The 21778-nt window shown below is 60.1% G+C and carries 20 protein-coding genes; 14 read left to right on the top strand and 6 right to left on the bottom strand.

All coding sequences use genetic code 11. The features are described 5' to 3' along the window. Positions 1–92: 92 nt before the first annotated feature. Entirely contained in the window at positions 93–1580 is a 1488-nt protein-coding gene (locus tag T3A99_RS02255) for a helicase HerA-like domain-containing protein (RefSeq protein ID WP_274089942.1), read from the top strand. A gap of 206 nt (positions 1581–1786) precedes the next feature. Here the strand turns inward: T3A99_RS02255 and T3A99_RS02250 are convergent, their stop codons facing one another. Then, complete coding sequence (locus tag T3A99_RS02250; RefSeq protein ID WP_047227086.1) at positions 1787–2242, bottom strand: DUF721 domain-containing protein; 456 nt, start codon at positions 2240–2242, stop codon at positions 1787–1789. 307 nt (positions 2243–2549) lie between these two features. Here T3A99_RS02250 and secA point away from each other — a divergent pair, with 307 nt between their 5' ends. The 4 genes from secA (at position 2550) to T3A99_RS02230 (ending at position 8359) form a co-directional block, all read left to right on the top strand. After that, positions 2550–5285, top strand: a complete 2736-nt coding sequence (secA, locus tag T3A99_RS02245) for a preprotein translocase subunit SecA (protein WP_047227085.1) — start codon at positions 2550–2552, stop codon at positions 5283–5285. Between the two features lie 122 nt (positions 5286–5407). After that, a complete protein-coding gene (gene argJ, locus T3A99_RS02240; protein ID WP_047227084.1) occupies positions 5408–6625 on the top strand; it encodes a bifunctional glutamate N-acetyltransferase/amino-acid acetyltransferase ArgJ in 1218 nt (405 codons plus the stop codon). A gap of 160 nt (positions 6626–6785) precedes the next feature. Beyond that, positions 6786–7418, top strand: coding sequence for a glutathione S-transferase family protein (locus T3A99_RS02235; protein ID WP_322833883.1), 633 nt, complete (start codon positions 6786–6788; stop codon positions 7416–7418). Continuing rightward, positions 7415–8359, top strand: coding sequence for a Nudix family hydrolase (locus T3A99_RS02230; protein ID WP_076383687.1), 945 nt, complete (start codon positions 7415–7417; stop codon positions 8357–8359). Before T3A99_RS02235 ends, T3A99_RS02230 begins: the two co-directional genes overlap by 4 nt. Before the next feature lie 136 nt (positions 8360–8495). Here the strand turns inward: T3A99_RS02230 and T3A99_RS02225 are convergent, their stop codons facing one another. The 3 genes from T3A99_RS02225 to T3A99_RS02215 are packed head-to-tail and all read right to left on the bottom strand — an operon-like array spanning position 8496 to position 12080. Then, entirely contained in the window at positions 8496–9077 is a 582-nt protein-coding gene (locus tag T3A99_RS02225) for a cob(I)yrinic acid a,c-diamide adenosyltransferase (RefSeq protein WP_047227081.1), read from the bottom strand. Between the two features lie 2 nt (positions 9078–9079). Continuing rightward, on the bottom strand, positions 9080–11116 hold the full coding sequence (locus T3A99_RS02220) for an ATP-binding protein (RefSeq protein ID WP_322833882.1): 2037 nt from the start codon (positions 11114–11116) through the stop codon (positions 9080–9082). Positions 11117–11162: 46 nt separating this feature from the next. Further along, positions 11163–12080, bottom strand: a complete 918-nt coding sequence (locus T3A99_RS02215; RefSeq protein WP_188252015.1) for a putative 2-dehydropantoate 2-reductase — start codon at positions 12078–12080, stop codon at positions 11163–11165. Between the two features lie 142 nt (positions 12081–12222). Here T3A99_RS02215 and T3A99_RS02210 point away from each other — a divergent pair, with 142 nt between their 5' ends. Further along, a complete protein-coding gene (locus tag T3A99_RS02210) occupies positions 12223–12708 on the top strand; it encodes a YajQ family cyclic di-GMP-binding protein (protein ID WP_003205057.1) in 486 nt (161 codons plus the stop codon). Between the two features lie 97 nt (positions 12709–12805). Then, complete coding sequence (locus T3A99_RS02205; RefSeq protein ID WP_322833881.1) at positions 12806–13645, top strand: mechanosensitive ion channel family protein; 840 nt, start codon at positions 12806–12808, stop codon at positions 13643–13645. Positions 13646–13799: 154 nt separating this feature from the next. Here T3A99_RS02205 and T3A99_RS02200 read toward each other — a convergent pair whose 3' ends face one another. Then, positions 13800–15068, bottom strand: coding sequence for an OprD family porin (locus tag T3A99_RS02200; protein WP_322833880.1), 1269 nt, complete (start codon positions 15066–15068; stop codon positions 13800–13802). Positions 15069–15923: 855 nt separating this feature from the next. On the opposite strand from T3A99_RS02200, the gene T3A99_RS02195 reads away from it, so the two are divergent. Further along, positions 15924–16349: an HIT family protein gene (locus T3A99_RS02195; protein WP_076383691.1), complete on the top strand. Its 426-nt coding sequence runs from the start codon at positions 15924–15926 to the stop codon at positions 16347–16349. Positions 16350–16353: 4 nt separating this feature from the next. Continuing rightward, on the top strand, positions 16354–16560 hold the full coding sequence (locus tag T3A99_RS02190) for a SlyX family protein (protein ID WP_047227075.1): 207 nt from the start codon (positions 16354–16356) through the stop codon (positions 16558–16560). A gap of 70 nt (positions 16561–16630) precedes the next feature. On the opposite strand, the gene T3A99_RS02185 is transcribed toward T3A99_RS02190, so the two are convergent. Next, the gene (locus T3A99_RS02185; RefSeq protein ID WP_047227074.1) at positions 16631–17236 is read right to left on the bottom strand and encodes a cold-shock protein; all 606 of its coding nucleotides are present in this window, start codon (positions 17234–17236) and stop codon (positions 16631–16633) included. Between the two features lie 374 nt (positions 17237–17610). Here T3A99_RS02185 and T3A99_RS02180 point away from each other — a divergent pair, with 374 nt between their 5' ends. The 5 genes from T3A99_RS02180 to T3A99_RS02160 all read left to right on the top strand — a co-directional run bounded on the left by T3A99_RS02180 (position 17611) and on the right by T3A99_RS02160 (position 21725). Further along, positions 17611–18084 carry a Dps family protein gene (locus tag T3A99_RS02180; protein ID WP_047227073.1) on the top strand — a complete coding sequence of 158 codons (474 nt, stop codon included), beginning with the start codon at positions 17611–17613 and terminating at the stop codon, positions 18082–18084. Between the two features lie 201 nt (positions 18085–18285). Then, the gene (locus tag T3A99_RS02175) at positions 18286–18663 is read left to right on the top strand and encodes a ribbon-helix-helix domain-containing protein (RefSeq protein WP_076383692.1); all 378 of its coding nucleotides are present in this window, start codon (positions 18286–18288) and stop codon (positions 18661–18663) included. A gap of 123 nt (positions 18664–18786) precedes the next feature. Beyond that, complete coding sequence (locus T3A99_RS02170; protein ID WP_003178589.1) at positions 18787–19008, top strand: FmdB family zinc ribbon protein; 222 nt, start codon at positions 18787–18789, stop codon at positions 19006–19008. A 75-nt stretch (positions 19009–19083) separates the two neighbouring features. Continuing rightward, entirely contained in the window at positions 19084–20859 is a 1776-nt protein-coding gene (gene aspS, locus T3A99_RS02165; protein WP_047227071.1) for an aspartate--tRNA ligase, read from the top strand. Between the two features lie 119 nt (positions 20860–20978). Further along, positions 20979–21725 carry a YebC/PmpR family DNA-binding transcriptional regulator gene (locus T3A99_RS02160; RefSeq protein WP_018614256.1) on the top strand — a complete coding sequence of 249 codons (747 nt, stop codon included), beginning with the start codon at positions 20979–20981 and terminating at the stop codon, positions 21723–21725. Positions 21726–21778 lie beyond the last annotated feature (53 nt).

Below are 21778 nucleotides of genomic sequence, written 5' to 3'. Positions count from 1 at the left end.
TCTCCTTAGGGAATTATCCGACCTTGTTTCAGTAGGGTCTGTCGCTTTAGATATCGGCCATGCAAGGCCATAGATTAACCACAGGTGACGAAATGCCTGACTCATCGCAACTTGTTATTGGCGCCGACCCTGCCGGCCAACCCATCGCCCAGGCCATGCGCCTGGCCAACCGTCATGGTCTGGTGGCAGGTGCCACCGGCACCGGCAAGACCGTCACCTTGCAACGCCTGGCCGAGACGTTCAGCGATGCCGGCGTTGCGGTATTCGCCGCAGACATCAAGGGCGACCTGTGCGGCCTCGGCGCCGCCGGCAACCCCCAAGGCAAAGTCGCCGAGCGTATCGCCGGCATGTCCTGGCTCGGCCACAAACCCCAGGCTTATCCGGTGACGTTGTGGGACATTCATGGCAAGTCCGGTCATCCGCTGCGCACCACCCTGAGTGAAATGGGCCCGCTGTTGCTCGGCAGCCTGTTGGAACTCACCGACAGTCAGCAATCGGCGCTGTACGCGGCCTTCAAGGTTGCCGACCGCGAAGGCCTGTTGCTGCTGGATCTCAAGGACTTGAAGGCACTGCTCAATCATCTCAGGGACAACCCTGAGCTGCTGGGGGACGACGCCGCTTTGATGACCACCGGTTCCAGCCAGGCATTGCTGCGGCGCTTGGCCACATTGGAGCAACAAGGCGCGGATGCGCTGTTCGGCGAGCCGGCCTTGCAGCTTGAGGACATCCTGCAACCGGCCAGCGACGGCCGCGGCCCTATCCATTTGCTGGACGCCAGCCGTCTGGTGCATGAAGCACCAAAAGTCTACGCAACGTTCCTGCTCTGGCTGCTGGCCGAGTTGTTCGAGCAATTGCCCGAGCGCGGCGACGCGGACAAACCGCTGCTGGCGCTGTTCTTCGATGAGGCCCATCTGCTCTTTGCCGATACCCCCAAGGCGTTGCAAGAGCGGTTGGAGCAAGTGGTGCGGCTGATTCGCTCCAAGGGCGTGGGGGTGTACTTCGTGACCCAGTCGCCAGGAGACTTGCCGGACGACGTGCTGGCGCAGTTGGGCCTGCGCATCCAGCACGGCTTGCGGGCCTTCACCACCAAGGAGCAGAAATCCCTGCGGGCGGTGGCGGACGGTTTCCGGCCCAACCCGCAATTCGATGCGCTGACGGTGCTGACCGAGCTGGGTATTGGCGAAGCCTTGGTGGGCACTTTGCAGGAAAAGGGCACGCCGCAAATGGTCCAGCGTGTGCTCGTGGCGCCGCCACAGTCGCGGATCGGGCCGTTGACCGAAGTTGAACGCGCCGGGCTGATCGCCCGTTCCCCTTTGCAAGGGCGTTATGACAAACCCATTGATCGCGAGTCGGCCTATGAAGTGCTGATGGGGCGCAAGGGCTTGGAGCCTCAGACCGAAGAGGCACAGGGCAAGGCGAGCGCTGAAGAACCGAGTTTCACCGACAAGGCCGGGGAATTTCTCGGTACGGCGGCCGGCCAGGCATTGAAATCGGCAATGCGCCAGGCCGCCAATCAGTTGGGACGGCAACTGGTACGTGGGTTGATGGGGTCGTTGCTGGGGAGCAAAAAGCGCCGATAACCGGCTCGGCACAGTTCAACATTGTGGGAGCGAGCCTGCTCGCGATGGCGATTCAACAGGCGCCAAATGTACCGACTGATCTGCCGCTATCGCGAGCAGGCTCGCTCCCACAATTGACCTGTGTCGTACACAAAATCTGTGTTCACTGAAGATCTCCTGTGGGAGCGAGCTTGCTCGCGATAGCGATTCAACTGGCGACCTGGAAGTCAATCCTTGGGCCGCGCATGCGCCGCCAACCGCTCCAGCGCCGCCCGCAGGTTGGGGTCGGTGATGCCATCGGCGGTGGCCTGGATGGTGGCGGCTGCGTCGGTGGACAAGTCCAGCGTGTGCCCCTTGACGGCGACTTGCACCGTGGGCGGTTGTACCTTGAACAGAATCCGCGTCAGGCCGGCAAATTCCTCGAACGCCTGCAATTGCCTCAGCAGGCGCTTTTGCTGATAGCGCAAGCGCGTGGCCCAGTGACCGTCCGTGACGATCAGCAGCAGGCTGCCTTCGCGCCAGGAGGCCACGTGGCAGTGCTCGCGAGCGGCGGGCTGTAATTGGCTATCCAGCAGGCGCTGCAAGTGACCCAGTCGTTTGGCGTGGCCGAAGATGGCTTTCAGCGGTTTGGCTTCGCGCAGCAGAACGGCGGGAACCTTGGCTGGAAGAGGGCGAAAGGCCATGAACGAATACCGCAAGTGACAGAGGCGCCATGGTAGCAGAAAGCGCCGAGTGCGCCGCGACCGCTCGCCGCGGGCGCCCTTGTCCGCGCAATCAATGAATAACTTCTCTCGTTTGTGGGTTGAAGTTCCCGCAAAAGCCCTTATTTTAGGGAGGCCCCGTCACAGCGCTGTGCCAGCATCGTGGAATAACGCCACTTTCCTCACCATCGTTTCCGGGTAGAATGCTCGTTCGCATGCGGCCATGAGGGCTGCACGGGCGACTCACGGGGCCGCCCTCCATCCCTTTAGTGTGGAAGATCCTGCCGATATGTTTGCGCCTTTGTTAAAGAAACTTTTTGGAAGCAAGAACGAGCGTGAAGTCAAACGCATGCTCAAGACGGTACAGATCGTCAATGCCTTCGAAGAGCAAATGGTGGCCCTTTCGGACGATCAGTTACGCGCCAAGACTGCCGAATTCAAGGACCGCATCGCCAAGGGGGAAACCCTTGACCAGCTCCTGCCCGAAGCCTTCGCGGTTGCCCGTGAAGCCGGCAAGCGGGTGATGGGCATGCGTCACTTCGACGTTCAGTTGATCGGCGGCATGACCTTGCACGAAGGCAAGATCGCTGAAATGCGTACCGGTGAGGGCAAGACCCTGGTGGCGACACTGGCGGTATACCTCAATGCACTGTCCGGCAAGGGCGTGCACGTGGTGACGGTCAACGACTACCTGGCCCGCCGTGATGCCAACTGGATGCGTCCGCTGTATGAATTCCTCGGCCTGACGGTCGGCGTGGTCACGCCGTTCCAGCCGCCGGAAGAAAAACGCACCGCCTACGCTTGCGATATCACCTACGGCACCAACAACGAATTCGGTTTCGATTACCTGCGCGACAACATGGCGTTCAGCATGGATGAAAAATTCCAGCGTGAACTCAACTTTGCCGTGATCGACGAAGTCGACTCCATTCTCATCGACGAAGCCCGTACCCCGCTGATCATTTCCGGTCAGGCCGAGGACAGCTCCAAGCTGTACATCGAGATCAACAAGCTGATCCCGCAGTTGGAACTTCACGTCGAAGAAGTCGAGGGTGAAGTGACCAAGGCCGGCCATTACACGGTCGACGAGAAGACCCGTCAGGTCGAACTCAATGAAGCCGGTCACCAGTTCATCGAGGAAATGCTCACCCGCGTCGGCCTGCTGGCCGAGGGCGAGAGCCTGTACTCGGCCCATAACCTGGGCCTGCTGACCCACGTCTATGCCGGTCTGCGTGCGCACAAGCTGTTCCATCGCAACGTCGAGTACATCGTCCAGGACGGCCAGGTCGTGCTGGTGGATGAGCATACCGGCCGGACCATGCCGGGCCGTCGTCTGTCCGAAGGCCTGCACCAGGCCATCGAAGCCAAGGAAGGTCTGAACATCCAGGCCGAAAGCCAGACCCTGGCCTCGACCACTTTCCAGAACTACTTCCGCCTGTACAACAAGCTGTCCGGCATGACCGGTACCGCCGACACCGAAGCGTTCGAATTCCATCAGATCTACGGCCTGCAAGTGATGGTGATCCCGCCTAACAAGCCGCTGGCCCGTAAAGACTACAACGACCTGGTGTTCCTCACCGCCGATGAGAAATACGCGGCGATCATCGCCGACATCAAGGAATGCATGGCCCAGGGCCGTCCTATCCTGGTGGGTACCGCCACGATCGAAACCTCCGAGCACATGTCCGCATTGCTCACCAAGGAAGGTATCGAGCACAAGGTCCTCAACGCCAAGTTCCACGAAAAAGAAGCCGAGATCATCGCCCAGGCCGGTCGCCCGGGTGCCCTGACCATTGCCACCAACATGGCCGGCCGTGGTACCGACATCCTGTTGGGCGGCAACTGGGAAGTGGAAGTGGCCTCCCTGGAAAACCCGACGCCCGAGCAGATTGCGCAGATCAAGGCCGACTGGCAGAAGCGTCATCAACAGGTGCTCGAGTCCGGCGGTTTGCAGGTGATCGCTTCCGAGCGTCACGAATCGCGTCGTATCGACAACCAGCTGCGTGGCCGTGCCGGTCGTCAGGGCGATGCCGGTTCCAGCCGCTTCTATCTGTCGTTGGAAGACAGTCTGATGCGTATCTTCGCCTCTGATCGGGTGAAGAACTTCATGAAGGCCCTGGGCATGCAGCCGGGCGAAGCGATCGAACACCGGATGGTCACCAACGCCATCGAGAAAGCCCAGCGCAAGGTCGAGGGCCGCAACTTCGATATCCGTAAGCAATTGCTGGAGTTCGACGACGTTAACAACGAACAGCGTAAAGTGATTTATCACATGCGTAACAGTTTGTTGGCCGCCGACAACATTGGCGAAACCATCGCAGATTTCCGCCAGGACGTGCTCAACGCAACCGTCAGCGCCCACATTCCGCCGCAGTCGCTGCCTGAGCAGTGGGATGTCGCCGGTCTGGAAGCTGCCTTGCAGAGCGACTTCGGCGTGGCGTTGCCGATCCAGCAATGGCTGGACGAAGACGATCACCTGTACGAAGAAACCCTGCGCGAGAAGCTGCTGGCCGAACTGATCGCCGCGTACAACGAGAAAGAAGACCAGGCCGGCGAAGAAGCGCTGCGCTCCTTCGAGAAGCAGATCGTACTGCGGGTGCTGGACGACTTGTGGAAAGACCACCTGTCGACCATGGATCACTTGCGCCATGGTATCCACCTGCGTGGTTATGCCCAGAAGAACCCCAAGCAGGAGTACAAGCGCGAGTCGTTCACGCTGTTCTCCGAGTTGCTGGATTCGATCAAGCGCGACTCGATCCGCGTGTTGTCCCACGTTCAGGTTCGCCGCGAAGACCCGGCCGAAGAAGAAGCCCGTTTGCGTCAGGAAGCCGAAGCCTTGGCCGCGCGCATGCAGTTCGAGCACGCCCCGGCCCCAGGCCTGGAAGTTGCCCAGGAGGAGGGCGCCGAGGTGGATGTTGCCTTGGCGACCGCGCCGGTACGTAACGAGCAGAAGCTGGGCCGCAACGAGCTGTGCTATTGCGGTTCGGGCAAGAAATACAAGCATTGTCACGGGCAGATTCAGTAACACCCGTTTCAAGCGCTGAACGACCCGCGCCGCGACCGGCTTTCAGCCGTCGCGGCGTTTTGCCATTTTGATTCGCCGTCTCGATTAAGGCGGTGTCGATTTATCTATTTAGGAGCGCATTCATGGCTGTTGGTCTTGGTCCGTTGCCAACGTTGCACCCGGTTGCCGGTTTTGAACTCGGTATCGCCTCGGCGGGCATCAAGCGCCCAGGGCGCAAGGATGTCGTGGTCATGCGTTGCGCCGAAGGCTCGACGGTTGCCGGCGTGTTCACCCTCAACGCCTTTTGCGCCGCGCCGGTCATCCTGGCCAAGCAACGCGTGCAGGGGCCGGTGCGTTACCTGCTGACCAACACCGGTAACGCCAACGCCGGCACCGGCGCGCCAGGCCTGGCCGCCGCCGAACGCACCTGCGCCAAGCTGGCCGAACTGACCGGCGTCGACGCCAGCCAGGTGCTGCCGTACTCCACCGGGGTGATCGGCGAACCGCTGCCGGTCGAGAAGATCGAAGGCGCGTTGCAGGCCGCTCTGGATGACCTGTCGGAAAACAACTGGGCCGCTGCCGCCACCGGCATCATGACCACCGACACACTGCCCAAAGGCGCCAGTCGTCAATTCCAGCACGATGGCGTGACTGTCACCGTCACCGGCATCAGCAAAGGCGCCGGCATGATCCGCCCGAACATGGCGACCATGCTTGGCTACATCGCCACTGACGCCAAAGTCTCCCGGCAGGTGCTGCAAGACCTGATGCTCGACGGCGCCAACAAGTCGTTCAACCGCATCACCATCGACGGCGACACCTCCACCAACGACTGCTGCATGCTGATCGCCACCGGCAAGGCTGATCTGCCGGAAATTACCGAAGCCAGCGGTGCGCTGTTTGCCGCCCTGAAGCAGGCGGTATTCGAAGTCTGCATGGAAGTGGCCCAGGCCATCGTCCGTGACGGCGAAGGCGCGACCAAGTTCGTGACCGTGCAAGTCAACGGTGGCGGCAACCATCAGGAATGCCTGGATGTTGGCTACACCGTGGCGCACTCGCCGCTGATCAAGACCGCGCTGTTCGCCTCCGACCCGAACTGGGGCCGGATCCTCGCCGCCGTCGGCCGTGCCGGTGTGCCGGACCTGGACGTGAGCAAGATCGACGTGTTCCTCGGTGAAGTCTGCATCGCCAGCCAGGGCGCACGCGCCGCCACCTACACCGAAGCCCAGGGCGCGGCGGTGATGCAGCAGGAAGAAATCACCATTCGTATCGAGCTGGGACGTGGTGATTGCAGCGAAACGATCTGGACGACTGACCTGTCCCACGAGTATGTGAAGATTAACGCGGAATATCGGACTTAACAGTTCGGGACCGAGTTGCTGCCATCGCGAGCAGGCTCGCTCCCACAGGGATTGGTTGGGTGACCTGGACGTGTTCACACCACCGATCCATTGTGGGAGCGAGCTTGCTCGCGATGGCGCCAGTACAGCCTCCACAACACCCCAAGAAAGGATTCCAGACTTGAGCCTGCACCTGATCATCGGCGACAAACACCTTTCCTCCTGGTCCTTGCGCGGTGCGCTGGCCCTGGCGTTGACCGGCGCAAAGTACACCGAAGAGCTGGTCAGGCTCGACCAACCGGACACCCGTGAGAAACTGCTCAAGTATTCAGCCACCGCCAAAGTCCCGTTGCTCAAGACCGAATTCGGTGTGATCGCCGACTCCCTGGCGATTGCCGAATACCTGGCTGAACAGTTTCCCGATGCGGGCCTCTGGCCCAGGGACGTCGCGGCCCGGGCTCAGGCACGTTCGGCCTGTGCACAAATGCACAGCGGTTTTTTTGCTATCCGCAGCCACATGCCGTTTGACCTGCTGCGCGATGCGCCGCTAGTGCCCATGCCGGCGGAAGTTCAAGCGGAAATCCAGCGGATGCTGGCACTGTGGGCCGAATGCCGTGCGGCGGCTACTGAAGCCGGGCCCTACCTGTTTGGCCGCTTGAGCCTGGCCGATGTGTTCTTCGCGCCGGTGGCCGTGCGCTTGCGCACCTATCAGGTGGCGTTGCCCGAGGTCGATGCGGCCTATGTCGAAACTATCTATCAATGGCCGGCGTTCAAGGCGTGGCAACAGGCCGGCCTGGAGGGAACAGCGCGGTGAAACGAGTCCATGTAGCGGCGGCGGTCATTCGTGACGCTGCCGGCAAAATCCTGATCGCCCGACGGGCCGACACCCAGCACCAGGGTGGCCTTTGGGAGTTTCCCGGTGGCAAGGTCGAGGCGGATGAGTCCGTCGAAACCGCCCTGGCCCGCGAACTTCATGAGGAGCTGGGCATTGTCGTCGTCGCCGCCCGGCCGTTGATCAAGGTGCGTCACGATTACCCGGATAAACAGGTGTTGCTGGATGTCTGGGAAGTCTCGGCGTTCACCGGCGAGCCCCACGGTGCCGAAGGGCAGCCGTTGGCCTGGGTCACGGCCCGGGAGCTTTTGAACCATGAGTTCCCGGCGGCCAACCAGCCGATCATCGCGGCGGCTCGTTTGCCCGGCGAATATTTGATCACCCCTGAAGGCCTCGAAACGCCGCAGTTGCTGCGCGGCATGCAAAAGGCTATCGCCGGCGGGATCAAACTGGTCCAGCTGCGCGCGCCCAACGGCTACGACCCGAAGTACCGCGATCTGGCGGTGGATGCGGCAGGTTTGTGCGCCGGCAAGGCCCAGTTGATGCTCAAGGGGCCTTTCGAATGGCTGGGGGATTTCCCGTCCGCCGGCTGGCACATTACCGCCGCGCAATTGCGCAAGCATGCTGCGGCCGGTCGTCCTTTCGGCAAAGACCGTTGGCTGGCGGCGTCCTGCCACAACGCCGAGGAGCTGTCCCTGGCGCAGCAGATGGACGTGGACTTCGTGACGCTCTCGCCGGTGCAACCGACCCAGACCCATCCCGAGGCCCAACCGCTGGGGTGGGAAGAGGCTTCGCGGTTGATTGAGGGCTTCAACAGGCCGGTGTATCTGTTGGGCGGGGTGGGGCCTGACGAACGGCAGCAAGCCTGGGCAGCTGGGGCGCAGGGTGTGGCGGGGATTCGGGCGTTTTGGCCTGGGCCTTGATTGGTTGGGATGACTGATCGTTCCCACGCTCTGCGTGGGAACGCCTCAACGGACGCTCCGCGTTCGGCTCTGGAGGGACGCGGAGCGTCCCGGGCTGCGTTCCCACGCAGAGCGTGGGGAACGATCATGCAGGTCATCAACTCTCGGGCTTGGCAGCCGCCACCCACAGCACCTCAGCCACCCCTTGCCGCCGGGCAATGACCCGCGCCGCGACGAATAACAGATCCGACAACCGATTGATATACGCCAGCCCCGGCCCGGCCAGTGGCTCCACGGCGTTCAACTGCTGACAACGGCGTTCGGCGCTACGGGCCAGGCTGCGGCAGACGTGGGCCTGGGCGATCAGTGTCGAGCCACCGGGCAGGATGAAATTCTCCAGCGGCCCGACTTCTTCGTTCCATGCATCGATGGCTGCTTCCAGGCGCTCGACTTCCAGCATGTTCAAGGCCTGATAAGCCGGCATCGCCAGTTCACCGCCCAGGTCGAACAGCCGATGCTGACAAGGCGCCAAGACCTCGATCAGCTCCTGTAGCGCCGGATATTCAGCAGCCTCTACCGCGAGGCTGGCGAGCAACAATCCCAACTGACTGTTAAGCGTGTCCACCTCGCCAATGGCCTCGACCCGTGGATGGTCCTTGGCTACACGGCGACCATCCCCCAACCCGGTCTCACCTTTGTCGCCGGTGCGGGTGTAAATCTTCGACAGGCGAAAACCCATGTTCAGCGCTCCAGTTGTTTGTGTTCCTGCGGCACCATTGAGGTGCCGGTCAATGGCAGGCGCAAGGTGAAGCAGGTGCCCTGGCCCGGCGCCGACTGCACTTCCATCTGGCCCTTGTGATTATTGGTGATGATGAAATACGACACCGACAGCCCCAGCCCGGTCCCTTGGCCGATTTCCTTGGTGGTGAAGAACGGCTCGAAGGTGCGTTTGCGTACGTTCTCGCTCATGCCGATGCCGTTGTCCTCCACCTGGATCTCTGCCCACGGTGGGTTCAGCCGCGTGCGCAGGATAATGCGCCCGGGTTCGCTGTCGTCCTCGCGTTGATGGATCGCCTGGGCGGCGTTTTTCAGCAGGTTGAGCAGCACCTGCTCCAGCTCGTTGGCGGTGCCGGGCACCGGGCCCAGGTTGGGGTCGAACTGCCGGATGATCGCCTGGCCCTTGAAATCGAAACCGATTGCCAGGTCGAAGTCGTTGCCGGCGATCTCCACCGCCTGGTCGATCAGTGCCGGCAGGTCGCAGGGGGCCATCTGCCGGGTGCTGCGCCGGCTGAAGCTGAGCATGTGGGTGACGATTTTCGCCGCCCGGGCGCCGGCCTGCTGGATGCCGTCGAGCAACTGCGGGATTTCCCGGCTTTGCAGGTAAAGGTTCACCCTTTGCAGTTCAATATTCAGTTGTTCGGCCTGTTCGATGTTCTTCGGCAGTTCCGGCGACAGACGTCGGCGGATGTTTTGCACGTTGTGCAGGATGGCTCCCAGCGGGTTGTTGATTTCATGGGCCATGCCCGCCGCGAGGCCGCCGACCGAGAGCATCTTCTCCGATTGCACCATCATTTCTTCCAGCGACAGGCGCTGGGTGATGTCATCGATGCGGATCACCACGCCGCGCCCGGCGCCGCCCATCAGTGGATAGAAAGTGAGGGCGTAGTGCCGGGCCTCGTCGTCCTTGGTCCAGGTGACGCGTTCGATCTTCGCTACCGTGTGCTGTTCGACCGTTTGCTTGAGCTGCGGCAGGTAAGGCTTCAGCGGTTCGAAGGCGAGGAAGATCGGCTGGTTCAGCGCCTCGTCCAGGCGTGTGCCGGAGAGGGCGCTGGCTTCCTGGTTCCATTGGGTGACGTAGAGCTGTTCGTCGAGGGCGATCAGGGCCGAGGGCATGGAGTCGATAATGCTGTTGAGGTAGTTCTGGAAACCGGTGAGCTTTTTCTCGATCTTGCTGCGCACCTGGACTTCCAGCTCCAGTTTGCGATTGGTGTGACGGGTTTCTTCCGCCAGGCCCTGGGCCTGGTCGTAGGCGGCCTGGGAGTCGTCACGCGCGCGCTTGAGTTGCTGCTCCCGGGCTTCGATCCGCGAGAGCATGGTGTTGAACGCCTCGGCCAGGCTGCCGATTTCGTCGTGGTTGCCGCGGGCGGCGCGCAGGGAATAGTTCTCCTCGCGGGTGACCTGGCGCGACAGTTCCTCGAGCTGATGAATCGGCTGGGTGATCAGGCGTTTGATCTGCTGGGCAATGACCAGCCAGAGCAACACGCTGAAAATCAGGATGCCGAGGCTGGCGGTCAGGGTGCCGGTGTAGAACGCCGTCGGCAGTTCGCTGCTGGCCACCAGCAACAGATGACCCGGCGCCGTCCCCGGGCGGGGCAGGGTGATGACCTGATTGCTGCGAAACTCACTGGCTTGCCACGCCTGCATGTGGCGGTAATGGTCCGGCAGCTTGAGCTTTTCGCCCTGTTGCAGTTGCGCCAGGCGTGCGCCCTCGCCGTCATACAACGCAGCGGCCCGCAACGGCGCGTAGCTGTTGAGTTCATCCAGCAGGCGCTGGGCGGTCTGAGGCGACTGCAGGGCATCGGCGATCAGGCTCGGGTTGGCCACCAGCCGACCGATGGTCTGCAGGGCCTGGGGCGCCATGCTTTCCTGGGAAATGTAATAGGCGGCGCTGATAAAGGTCAGGTTGGCCACCAGCAGGACGGTGGTCAACAACACCAGCAGGGCGGCCAGCAGTTTCTGGCCGACCGGGAGGTTTTCAAGGCGCTGGCGCAATGGCATTGGACTCTTCGTTTAAAAGGAACACGAGGGCCAGCGTAGCCGCTGCTCAGTCGCCGGGCAATCCGAGGTTGTTCAAGTGGGCAATCAGTCGCTGCCGCAATTGTTCCAGGTGTGGCACCGGTAACCGGTGGCGCTCGGCAACCTTGCAAGCGTGGCCGAGCAGGTAGCTGATTTCGGTGCGGCGGCCATGGGCGACGTCCTGGTACATCGAGGAGTAGTTGGCGGCGGTGGCCTGGATGACCCGTTCGACTTCCGGCTGCAAGTCTTCGGCCGCCATGGGCTGGCCGCAGCGTTCCAGCAGATCCGTGAGTTCCGCGCAGAGGGTCGCCACTTCGCAGTGATGCGCCTGCAGGCCGCCGTTCTTGCAGTGGTGCAGGACGGTCAGAGGGTTGATGGCACAGTTGAGCGCCAGTTTGCGCCAGAGCCGGGTGAGGATGTCAGCCGTCCATTCGTGGGGGATGGCGGCGGCGGTGAGGTCGTCCAGCCAGATCGGTGCCACCGGGTGTGCGGGGTCACCCAGCCAGGTGTAGCCGTGGCCGGCAAACACCACGCGCCAGTCACCGTCGCGGAATGCCCCTTCGGTACTGGAGGCACTGATGCAACGGGCCTGGGGAACACGATTGGCGACTGCGTCCTGACTGCCGAGGCCGTTCTGTAGCAGGATCAGTTCCGCGTCGGCGCTCAGGCGATGAGCCACAGAAGCCACGGCCGCTTCGGCGTCATAGGCTTTGCAGGCCAGGAGCAGGCGTTTGATCGGCTCGGGGGCGTCGGCTGTTTGCCCGGGTACCGGGTATTGCCGGGCCTGACCCTGTTCCACCAGCGTCAGACCACCGGCGGCCCGATAGGCCTGCAAGCGTTGTTCATTGCGCAGTACCAGCCGCACCGGCAAACCGGCACGGGCCAGGCGCGTCGCCCACAACGTACCGAGGCTGCCGGCCCCCAGGACATGCCAGGTAGTAGGCATCAGTTTTTTACTCGGTTTGGCGCAGGCATCTGGGGGCTCGCAGTGTCGACAGGAAAAGACCCGTTATAATGAGCCCGATTTTAACCACAAGCCAAGCACGCGCCTTTGTCACGGGCGCGTCTTTTTTATTGGAGAACACTACATGCCGTCATTCGACGTGGTATCCGAACTGGACAAACACGAAGTCACCAACGCCGTTGAAAACGCCGTCAAGGAACTCGACCGTCGTTATGACCTCAAGGGCAAGGGCAGTTTCGAGTTCAAGGAGAAGGACCTGACCGTCAACCTGACCGCCGAGGCCGACTTCCAGCTTGAGGCAATGATCGAGATCCTCAAGCTGGCCCTGGTCAAGCGCAAGATCGACGTTCAGTGCCTTGAGGTCAAGGACGCCTATGCCTCGGGCAAGCTGATGAAGCAGGAAGCCGTGCTCAAGGAAGGCATCGACAAGGAACTGGCGAAGAAAATCGTTGCTCATATCAAGGACGCCAAGCTCAAGGTGCAAGCCGCCATCCAGGGCGAGCAAGTGCGCGTCACCGGCAAAAAGCGTGATGACTTGCAGGAAGCCATCGCGGCGCTGCGGGGCAAGGAATTCGGCATGCCTTTGCAGTTCAATAACTTCCGCGACTGACACCCGGTGCACAGAGGCATTGTGGGGAGCGGGCAAACGCTCTTTTCACAATGCTTCGCCCGGTCTTTCGTGGTTACGGCAATAGAAGGAGAGGTAGATGGACTTGAACGCTGAAGTGGACAACTTGATCAAGGCGTCCGAGGCCTGGATCCCCATGATCATGGAGTATGGCAGCCGGGTGCTGCTGGCGGTGGTTACGCTGGCCATTGGCTGGTGGCTGATCAACAAGGTAACCCGCAAACTCGGCGGGCTGTTGGCACTGCGCAATGCCGACCTGGCGCTGCAAGGGTTCATCAGCAACCTGGCGAACATCATCCTCAAGATCCTGCTGATCGTCAGCGTGGCGTCGATGATCGGCATTGAAACCACCTCGTTCATCGCGGCTATCGGTGCGGCAGGCCTGGCGATCGGCCTGGCATTGCAGGGCAGTCTGGCGAACTTCGCCGGTGGTGTGTTGATTCTGTTGTTCCGCCCGTTCCGCATCGGTGACTGGATCGAAGCTCAAGGCGTGGCCGGTACGGTCGACAGCATCCAGATCTTCCACACCGTGATTCGCACCGGTGACAACAAAACCGTCATCGTGCCCAACGGCAACCTGTCGAATGGCATCATCACCAACACCAATCGCCAGCCGACCCGCAAAGTCGTGTTCGATGTCGGCGTGGATTACCAGGCCGACCTGCAAAAGGCTCGCGAAGTGTTGTTGGAGCTGGCCAAGGACGAGCGTGTACTGGCCGATCCAGCGCCTGAGGCGGTGATTTCCACCCTGGGCGACAGTTCGATCACGGTGTCGTTGCGGGTATGGGTCAAAACGGCCGATTACTGGAGCGTGATGTTCATGTTCAATGAACAGGCCCGGGATCGTTTGAAGGACGCGGGAATTGATATTCCGTTTCCGCAGCGGGTTATTCGGGTGGTCCAGGAAGGGGCAGCGTAATAACGCTTTGAATGCATGAGATGATTGTTAGTTAGCTTGCTAATTACGAAGTTGCTTTCAAGTTGACTTGTAATGGGCACAAAAAAACCGCTCACCTGGATCAGGTGAGCGGTTTTTTATTTGTTGCCGGTGTAACTATCGAATGACCGCTGAATTACAAGATGCTCAGAGGGTATTCGACGATGAAGCGGAAGTCGTTGTTGTCACGGCCAACACCGGTGCTTCCACGATAGAACGCGCTACGAACGCGGAAAGACAGGTCTTTGGCTGGACCGCTTTGCATAACGTACTTGGTTTCGAAGTCAAGTTCGTGTTCTTTGTTGTCATCATCGTCGCCAACAGTAATGTTGTCACCTTTGATGTAGCGAGTCATGAAGCTCAGACCAGGAACGCCGTAAGTCTTCATGTTCAAGTCGTAGCGAGCCTGCCAGGAGCGCTCGTCTTGATTGTTGAAGTCGGAGTATTGGACGGAGTTGGAGAGGAAGATAGTACCGCCGCCGTCAACGCCGTAAACGTAGCCAGTGTCACCGGTGGAGCGCTGGTGAGCCAGGGTGAATTTATGGGCGCCGATGCTATAGGCTGCTGCGAGGGACCAGATGCGGTTGTCGATGTCACCGCTGAGGTCTTGACCCTGGCTCTTGCTGTCGTAGCCGTTGAAGTCGAAGTTCAGGGACTGATCTTCGTTAATCGGCAGGGTGTAGTTCAGGTTGAGGTATTTCTTCTTGAAGTGGTCATCCACATCAGAAGCAGCCACGCCAGCTACGAAGTTGTCAGTGAACTGGTAGGTTGCGCCAGCAATGTTAGCGGAGGTCAGGCCAGGGTGTACACCGTCGGTAACGTCAATGCTATCGCGACCCATGCCAACCTGATCGCTCAAGGAAGTGAAGCGACCTGCGCTCAGTTCCAGGCCCTTGATTTCGTTGCTGGTGATCAGGGTACCGGTGGCAACTTCAGGCAGCAGACGACTGTCGTCGGTGGAGAACACTGGGCTGCTGGTGAACTGGTTACCGTATTTCAGAACGGTGTCGGACAGGCGGAATTTAACTGCGCCGCCAGCCTTCGATTGAGTTTCTTCCAGATTGCCATCGCTGTCCGCGGCGAACAAACCGTTACCGCGACGACCGCTGCCGCCGTCGAAGCGGACGGAGCCCAAAGCGAAAGCGTCAACGCCTACGCCTACGGTACCTTGGGTAAAGCCCGACTCGTAGATAGCGCGTACGCCAAGGCCGGCTTCTTCGCGATAACTTTGTTCGTCGCTGGCGTTGTTCTTCCAATCACGATTCATGTACAGCATACGGCTCAGAACGTTCAGGCTCTGATCTTCGAAAAAGCCCTTGGATTCTTCCTGGGAAGAGGCCATTGCGAACTGCGAGGTACTGGCCGAAACAGCCAGTGCGATCATGCTCCACTTCATCACGCGCATCGTGATTTGCTCCTTTGGTTTTTAGAAGAGTCTTGCCGTCCCACCTGTTTTTTTATCTGGGCGGCTCTTTCTTTTTGTGTCGGCGCGAACTTATATCACGACGACATTCATTGGCGATACTTGCCCATCCAATCTTTCAGCTTCTTTACGACCCTGTCGCCAATGGCTCGATCCATGTCGTATTTGGGCTGTTCCGGCGCAATCGGACTCACAACTCGAAGTTGCTTCTTTTTTTCCGGCGTCGGTGTAAAGAGTCCTTTGTTACTGCGCTTGAAGCTCCCTGTGGGCAACCTTGCCACTTTATTTATAGGCCAGCAGGTTTTCGCTTCCGGCGATGCCTTGCAGGCGATATGGGGATGAATGCAACAAGCATGCTCAAACCCGGATTTTGTTCACGTTTTTTTCACATTCTCCATTTTTGCATGGTGAAACCTCATGAAACCGGGCTCCAAAGGCCTTGTTTTAAATGAGGTTGACTGCTGTGGCGCTCTCGTGTTTAGAACCGCTAAACGCTGCGAGACAACCAAAAACGTTACCGGTTCACCCTCTCAGTGAGTAGATCACGGATGCTTCGTGCACTGAGCGTAGACGCGTTGTGCTGTTTTGGTGCAAAAAATCTCTACCTTGTACGAAAATTTTACAGGCTCAGTGCAAGAGGCAGTGCTCGCAGCGCCCGTCTCAGGCCTATGTGTTACCGGCCGCGCTGAGTTGGTGCGCGTACTGGAAAAAAAGCCTCGGACAGGGTCATGACAGTACGCAGTGAACCCTTCGACGTTCAAGGGTATGCTGCGGCTCTATGTCCCCCTCAGGCCCGCTGAGTCGGGCAAAATCGATAACCAGCGAGGAGTGCGCGCGGTGTTTGCTTTAGATCCACAACTGCAACAAGACACGTTAGTCATGGGTGACTTCCCGCTGTGCCGGTTGCTCTTGTCCAACGATTCCAATTACCCGTGGTTCATCCTCGTGCCGCGACGGGAAAATATCAGCGAATTGTTTCAATTGGATGACGCCGACCAGCGGCAGCTGTGGAAGGAAACCACGGCCCTGGCCGAAACCCTCAAGGACTCCTTCAATGCTGACAAGCTGAACGTTGCAACCTTGGGTAACGTCGTCAGTCAGTTGCACATGCACGTCATCGTGCGCAAGCGTGATGACGCGGCCTGGCCAGCGCCGGTCTGGGGCAAACACCCGGCCAGGTCGTATACTGCTGAACAGGTGAAGGTCATTCGCGACCGATTGCGAGCGGCCCTGACCGATGATTTCAAGTTTCTGGAGGGCTGAAACCATGAACCTTGAAGAGCGTGTAACGGATCTGGAAAGCCGCCTGGCGTTTCAGGATGACACCATCCAGGCATTAAATGACGTGCTGGTGGAGCAGCAACGAGTGGTCGAGCGTCTGCAGCTGCAAATGGCCGCGTTGCTCAAGCGCCAGGAAGAGATGGCCGGGCAATTCGAAACCTTCGAAGAAGAAGCGCCTCCGCCTCACTACTGACCGACCGGAACGACAGGCAATAAAAAACCGCGAGCAGCCAGGCTGCATCGCGGTTTTTTTACGCTTGGGATCAGCGGCGCGGTAGCGCGGCGATCACATCTTCGGCCTGCAGGCCCTTGTCGCGGTTCATCACGGAGAACTCCACGCGCTGGCCTTCGACCAGAACGCGGTGGCCTTCACCACGAATGGCTCGGAAATGCACAAAGATGTCATCGCCGGAGTCGCGGGAGATGAAACCGAACCCCTTGGAAGTGTTGAACCACTTCACGGTGCCGGTATCGCGGTTGGACATGTCGTAGTTTTGCGGTGCGGCGGCCGGTGACGACTTCTTGTAGAAGCTGACAGCCAGGTGCAATGCCACGGCGAGCAGTGATGCGGCCAGGCTGAACAGCACGGCCGGTTGACCGGCGATTTGCGGCATGGGTGCCAGCAGGGTCAGGGTTTGCAGGGCAACGGCCAACACCAGCAAGGCGCTGACCAGGTTTTGCAGTTGATGACGTGGGCCTTTGTTCCAGTAGGGGATAACAGGTGCAAGGGTCAGGTTGAGCAGGCCGAAAAAGGCCAGGTAAAGCGCATCGGGATGTTGCAGGTAAGGCGTGGCTTCGGAACCCAGGCTAGGGATGAAGGACAGCAGCAGGGCAGCTGCGCCCATTAGCAAGTGGACGATTTTCAACATTTTGATTGACTCACGGTTAAGACGGATCACAAGGAAGAGCTGATCGGGGCGGTTCGCTTCGGAACAATAGAGAGGCGTTGGACACATTCCCGAATCAGCCTATGCGCCATGCCCGGAAAAATAGGCGTAGCGACACACTGCCTATTTAACAGCAAAGCCCCGACCTTCTCAAACCCGTTACGGGGGGCGGACCGCGCTGTTCGTCGGCGCAAGGTATCAGGCAAGGGCGTGAAATCTCCCGCCTCGTCGGAACCGTCCGGTGTTGCGGCTTGTCGGTTCAGGAGGGCTGGCGATTTGTCGCAGGCTGGCGGCGGTAACACCGGCTAGAGTGCAAGAGCCGCTGTCGAATTCATCACCGCAGGAGATCAACCAACATGGCAATTGATATCGGGATCAGTGAAGAAGATCGCAAATCCATCGTCGAGGGGCTTTCACGGCTGCTGTCGGACACTTACGTTCTGTACCTCAAGACCCATAATTTTCACTGGAACGTCACGGGGCCGATGTTTCGCACCCTGCACCTGATGTTCGAGGAGCAATACAACGAGCTGGCGCTGGCGGTGGACCTGATTGCCGAACGCATTCGTGCCCTCGGCTTTCCTGCGCCGGGCGCTTACGCCGTGTATGCACGCTTGTCTTCTATCAAGGAAGAAGAAGGCGTGCCTGGCGCCGAAGACATGATCCGCCAGTTGGTCGAGGGTCAGGAAGCCGTGACGCGTACGGCCCGCAGCATCCTTCCTTTATCGGACAAGGTCAGTGACGAACCGACCACCGATCTGCTGACCCAGCGCATGCAGGTCCATGAAAAAACCGCATGGATGCTGCGCTCGCTGCTGGAAGACCGGTAAGCGCTGGGCCCGGCGATGACGGGGGGCATTATCGCCCGCACTTTGTGTAGGACGTCGTAATTCGTCGCCTGCCTGCTGCTGGCTTGTCCTACGCCGATGGTCATAAAGTCATCTGGATCTGGCGATGCCGTTGAGCTTCCATAGAGCCACAGATTGGTTGTTCCAATTGAGAGGTTCGTATGGCAAAGGAGTGTCAACGGTATGATTCAAGGAAAGGAACCTGGGGAGGGTGTGCATGGGCGCTTTCAGCCCATTACCATCGACCCGTTCGTCCGGGGGTTCGACATGCAGCTGGCCCGGCCCCTGTCCCGATCGATCCGCCTGAACGGGTTCGCCACCTGTCTTCGGCTCGAGCAGGTCTATTGGGATATTCTCGGTGACATGGCCCAGCTCAACAGCTGTTCCATCAGTACTCTGCTGTCCCATGTGGACCGGGAAGTGCACCTGCGCCATGGCGGGGTACGCAACTTCAGCGGTTTAGTGCGCGTGGTTTGCGTGGTGCACAGTTTGAAGGAGGCAGGGACGGAGGTCGTGGGGCGTCATTGGCGTGATGAATGCGTGGCGCCTGTCAGTGGCTGAGACCGACCGGTAACGGCCTGTGCCGTCTTACGGCTGCACAGGCCGCATTTAATGGATATAATCCCGCTCTTTGCCGCAAAGCCCAGCCTTTGCGCGAGTAACCTGATCGCCGAGACAACCCCCATGCCGATGTACGACTATCAATGTGCTTCCTGTGGTCATCAGATGGAAGCCATTCAAAAGATCAGCGCGGCACCGCTGGTCGACTGCCCTGCCTGTCAGGCGCCGGAACTGAAAAAGATGCTGTCCATGCCAGGTTTCCGCCTCGGTGGCACCGGCTGGTATGAAACCGACTTCAAGACCGGCGCCAAGAAGAACCTGGCCGGTGGCGACAAAGCTGACTGAGTTGAACACGCGCGAGCTCTTGCACGGGCAGGGCCTCCAACCGAATTTCGAATTACGAGAAGTGAAACCACTACCATGATGCGCAGCCATTATTGCGGCCAACTGAACGAAAGCCTGGAAGGTCAGGAAGTTACTCTTTGCGGATGGGTCCATCGTCGCCGTGACCATGGCGGGGTGATTTTCCTCGATATCCGTGATCGTGAAGGCCTGGCTCAGGTAGTGTTCGATCCGGACCGCGCTGAAACCTTCGCCACCGCCGACCGCGTGCGCAGCGAATACGTGGTCAAGATCACCGGCAAGGTACGCCTGCGTCCGGCCGGTGCCGGCAACGCCAACATGGCCTCGGGCATGATCGAAGTGTTGGGCTACGAGCTGGAAGTGCTCAACGAAGCGGAAACCCCGCCGTTCCCGCTCAACGAATACTCCGACGTGGGTGAAGAAACCCGCCTGCGCTATCGCTTCATTGACCTGCGTCGCCCGGAAATGGCCGAGAAGCTGCGTCTGCGTTCGCGCATGACCACCAGCATCCGTCGTTACCTGGACGAGAACGGCTTCCTCGACGTCGAGACGCCGATCCTGACCCGCGCCACGCCGGAAGGTGCTCGCGACTACCTGGTGCCGAGCCGCACCCACCCCGGTAGCTTCTTTGCCTTGCCGCAATCGCCGCAGCTGTTCAAGCAACTGCTGATGGTGGCCGGCTTCGACCGCTACTACCAGATCGCCAAGTGCTTCCGCGACGAAGACCTGCGTGCCGACCGTCAGCCTGAGTTCACTCAGATCGACATCGAGACCAGCTTCCTCGACGAAAAAGACATCATGGGCCTGACCGAAGGCATGATCCGCAACCTGTTCAAGGAAGTGCTGGGTCTGGAATTCGGCGAGTTCCCGCACATGACCTTCGAAGAGGCCATGCGCCGCTACGGTTCCGACAAGCCGGACCTGCGCAACCCGCTGGAACTGGTGGACGTGGCCGATCAGCTCAAGGAAGTCGATTTCAAGGTGTTCAGCGGCCCGGCCAACGACCCGAAATGCCGGATCGCGGCCCTGCGTGTGCCAGGCGGGGCAAGCATGCCGCGCAAGCAGATCGACGACTACACCAAGTTCGTCGGCATCTACGGTGCCAAGGGGTTGGCGTACATCAAGGTCAACGAGCGCGCGGCGGGTGTTGACGGCCTGCAATCGCCGATCGTGAAAAACATCCCTGAAGCCAACCTGAACGTGATCCTCGATCGCGTGGGCGCGGTTGATGGCGACATCGTGTTCTTCGGCGCTGACAAGGCCAAGATCGTCAGCGAAGCCTTGGGCGCGCTGCGCATCAAGCTGGGTCACGATCTCAAGCTGCTGACCTGCGAATGGGCGCCGATGTGGGTCGTCGACTTCCCGATGTTCGAAGAGAACGACGACGGCAGTTTCTCCGCGCTGCACCACCCGTTCACCGCGCCGAAGTGCTCGCCTGAGGAGTTGGAGGCCAACCCGGCCACCGCTCTGTCACGTGCTTACGACATGGTTTTGAACGGCACCGAGCTGGGTGGCGGTTCGATCCGTATCCATCGCAAGGAAATGCAACAGGCAGTCTTCCGTCTGCTGGGCATCAGTGAAGCGGAACAGGAAGAGAAATTCGGCTTCCTGCTCGATGCTCTGAAGTACGGTGCACCGCCTCACGGTGGCCTGGCCTTTGGCCTGGACCGCCTGGTGATGCTGATGACCGGCGCCCAGTCGATTCGTGAAGTGATCGCGTTCCCGAAAACCCAGAGCGCGGCCGATGTCATGACCCAGGCTCCGGGTGTAGTGGATGCCAAGGCACTGCGCGAGTTGCACATCCGTCTGCGTGAACAGCCAAAGGCTGAGTAAGGCCGACACCTGAAGGCGCATCTTCGGATGCGCCTTTTCATTGGGGTCGATATTTCTGGTTGCCGGCTACTGTGCGAGCGCAGGGCGGGCAATGTTGCAAAGAGAAACCGGAGCGAGTTATGGCAGGTCATTCCAAGTGGGCGAACATCAAGCACCGCAAAGAACGTCAGGATGCCAAGAGGGGCAAGATATTCACCAAGTGGATCCGTGAGCTGACGGTCGCTGCCCGCCAGGGTGGCGGTGATCCGGGTTCCAACCCGCGCTTGCGCCTGGCCCTGGACAAGGCGCTGGGGGCGAACATGAGTCGCGACATCATCGACCGCGCTATCGCCCGCGGCGCGGGTGCGACCGAAGCCGATAATGTGGAAGAGCTGACCTACGAGGGTTACGGCCCCGGTGGCGTAGCGGTGATGGTCGAGTGCATGACCGACAACCGCAACCGCACCGCCGCCGCCGTGCGTCACGCCTTCAGCAAATGCGGGGGTAACCTGGGCACCGACGGTTCGGTGGCGTACCTGTTCGAGCGCAAGGGGCAGATCAGTTTCGCGCCGGGCCTCGATGAAGATGCCCTGACGGAGGCGGCCCTGGAAGCCGACGCCGATGACGTGGTCAGTCATGAGGATGGTTCGTTCGACGTGTTCACCTCGTTCGCCAGCTTTTACGCCGTGCGCAATGCCCTGGAGGCTGCCGGTTTCAAGCCGGCCGACGCGGAAATCGTCATGCAGCCGACCACCAGCGCCGAACTGGACCTGGAGGGTGCCGAGAAGGTGCTCAAGCTGATCGACATGCTCGAAGACCTGGACGATGTGCAGAATGTCTACTCTAACGCGGACATTCCGGAGTCGGTGGCTGAACAGCTTGGCTGATAGCGTTGTTGGTACAGCAATCTTGTTCAGCTATGCGTAGGTGCTTTATGTGG

This window comes from Pseudomonas sp. N-137 (assembly GCF_034555295.1).
Taxonomy (GTDB): domain Bacteria; phylum Pseudomonadota; class Gammaproteobacteria; order Pseudomonadales; family Pseudomonadaceae; genus Aquipseudomonas; species Aquipseudomonas rhizophila.
Note: the sequence above shows the minus strand (reverse complement) of the source record. Positions and strands in the feature narration are given on the sequence as shown.

Bases quoted from the DNA above. Each gene is read 5' to 3' on its own strand.
- T3A99_RS02170 (WP_003178589.1), top strand. From the start codon at position 18,787: ATGCCGATGTACGACTATCAATGTGCTTCCTGTGGTCATCAGATGGAA.
- aspS (WP_047227071.1), top strand. From the start codon at position 19,084: ATGATGCGCAGCCATTATTGCGGCCAACTGAACGAAAGCCTGGAAGGT.
- T3A99_RS02220 (WP_322833882.1), bottom strand. From the start codon at position 11,116: ATGCCATTGCGCCAGCGCCTTGAAAACCTCCCGGTCGGCCAGAAACTG.
- secA (WP_047227085.1), top strand. From the start codon at position 2,550: ATGTTTGCGCCTTTGTTAAAGAAACTTTTTGGAAGCAAGAACGAGCGT.
- T3A99_RS02200 (WP_322833880.1), bottom strand. From the start codon at position 15,068: ATGCGCGTGATGAAGTGGAGCATGATCGCACTGGCTGTTTCGGCCAGT.
- T3A99_RS02205 (WP_322833881.1), top strand. From the start codon at position 12,806: ATGGACTTGAACGCTGAAGTGGACAACTTGATCAAGGCGTCCGAGGCC.
- T3A99_RS02250 (WP_047227086.1), bottom strand. From the start codon at position 2,242: ATGGCCTTTCGCCCTCTTCCAGCCAAGGTTCCCGCCGTTCTGCTGCGC.
- T3A99_RS02160 (WP_018614256.1), top strand. From the start codon at position 20,979: ATGGCAGGTCATTCCAAGTGGGCGAACATCAAGCACCGCAAAGAACGT.
- T3A99_RS02210 (WP_003205057.1), top strand. From the start codon at position 12,223: ATGCCGTCATTCGACGTGGTATCCGAACTGGACAAACACGAAGTCACC.
- argJ (WP_047227084.1), top strand. From the start codon at position 5,408: ATGGCTGTTGGTCTTGGTCCGTTGCCAACGTTGCACCCGGTTGCCGGT.
- T3A99_RS02255 (WP_274089942.1), top strand. From the start codon at position 93: ATGCCTGACTCATCGCAACTTGTTATTGGCGCCGACCCTGCCGGCCAA.
- T3A99_RS02185 (WP_047227074.1), bottom strand. From the start codon at position 17,236: ATGTTGAAAATCGTCCACTTGCTAATGGGCGCAGCTGCCCTGCTGCTG.
- T3A99_RS02215 (WP_188252015.1), bottom strand. From the start codon at position 12,080: ATGCCTACTACCTGGCATGTCCTGGGGGCCGGCAGCCTCGGTACGTTG.
- T3A99_RS02180 (WP_047227073.1), top strand. From the start codon at position 17,611: ATGGCAATTGATATCGGGATCAGTGAAGAAGATCGCAAATCCATCGTC.
- T3A99_RS02190 (WP_047227075.1), top strand. From the start codon at position 16,354: ATGAACCTTGAAGAGCGTGTAACGGATCTGGAAAGCCGCCTGGCGTTT.
- T3A99_RS02175 (WP_076383692.1), top strand. From the start codon at position 18,286: ATGATTCAAGGAAAGGAACCTGGGGAGGGTGTGCATGGGCGCTTTCAG.
- T3A99_RS02225 (WP_047227081.1), bottom strand. From the start codon at position 9,077: ATGGGTTTTCGCCTGTCGAAGATTTACACCCGCACCGGCGACAAAGGT.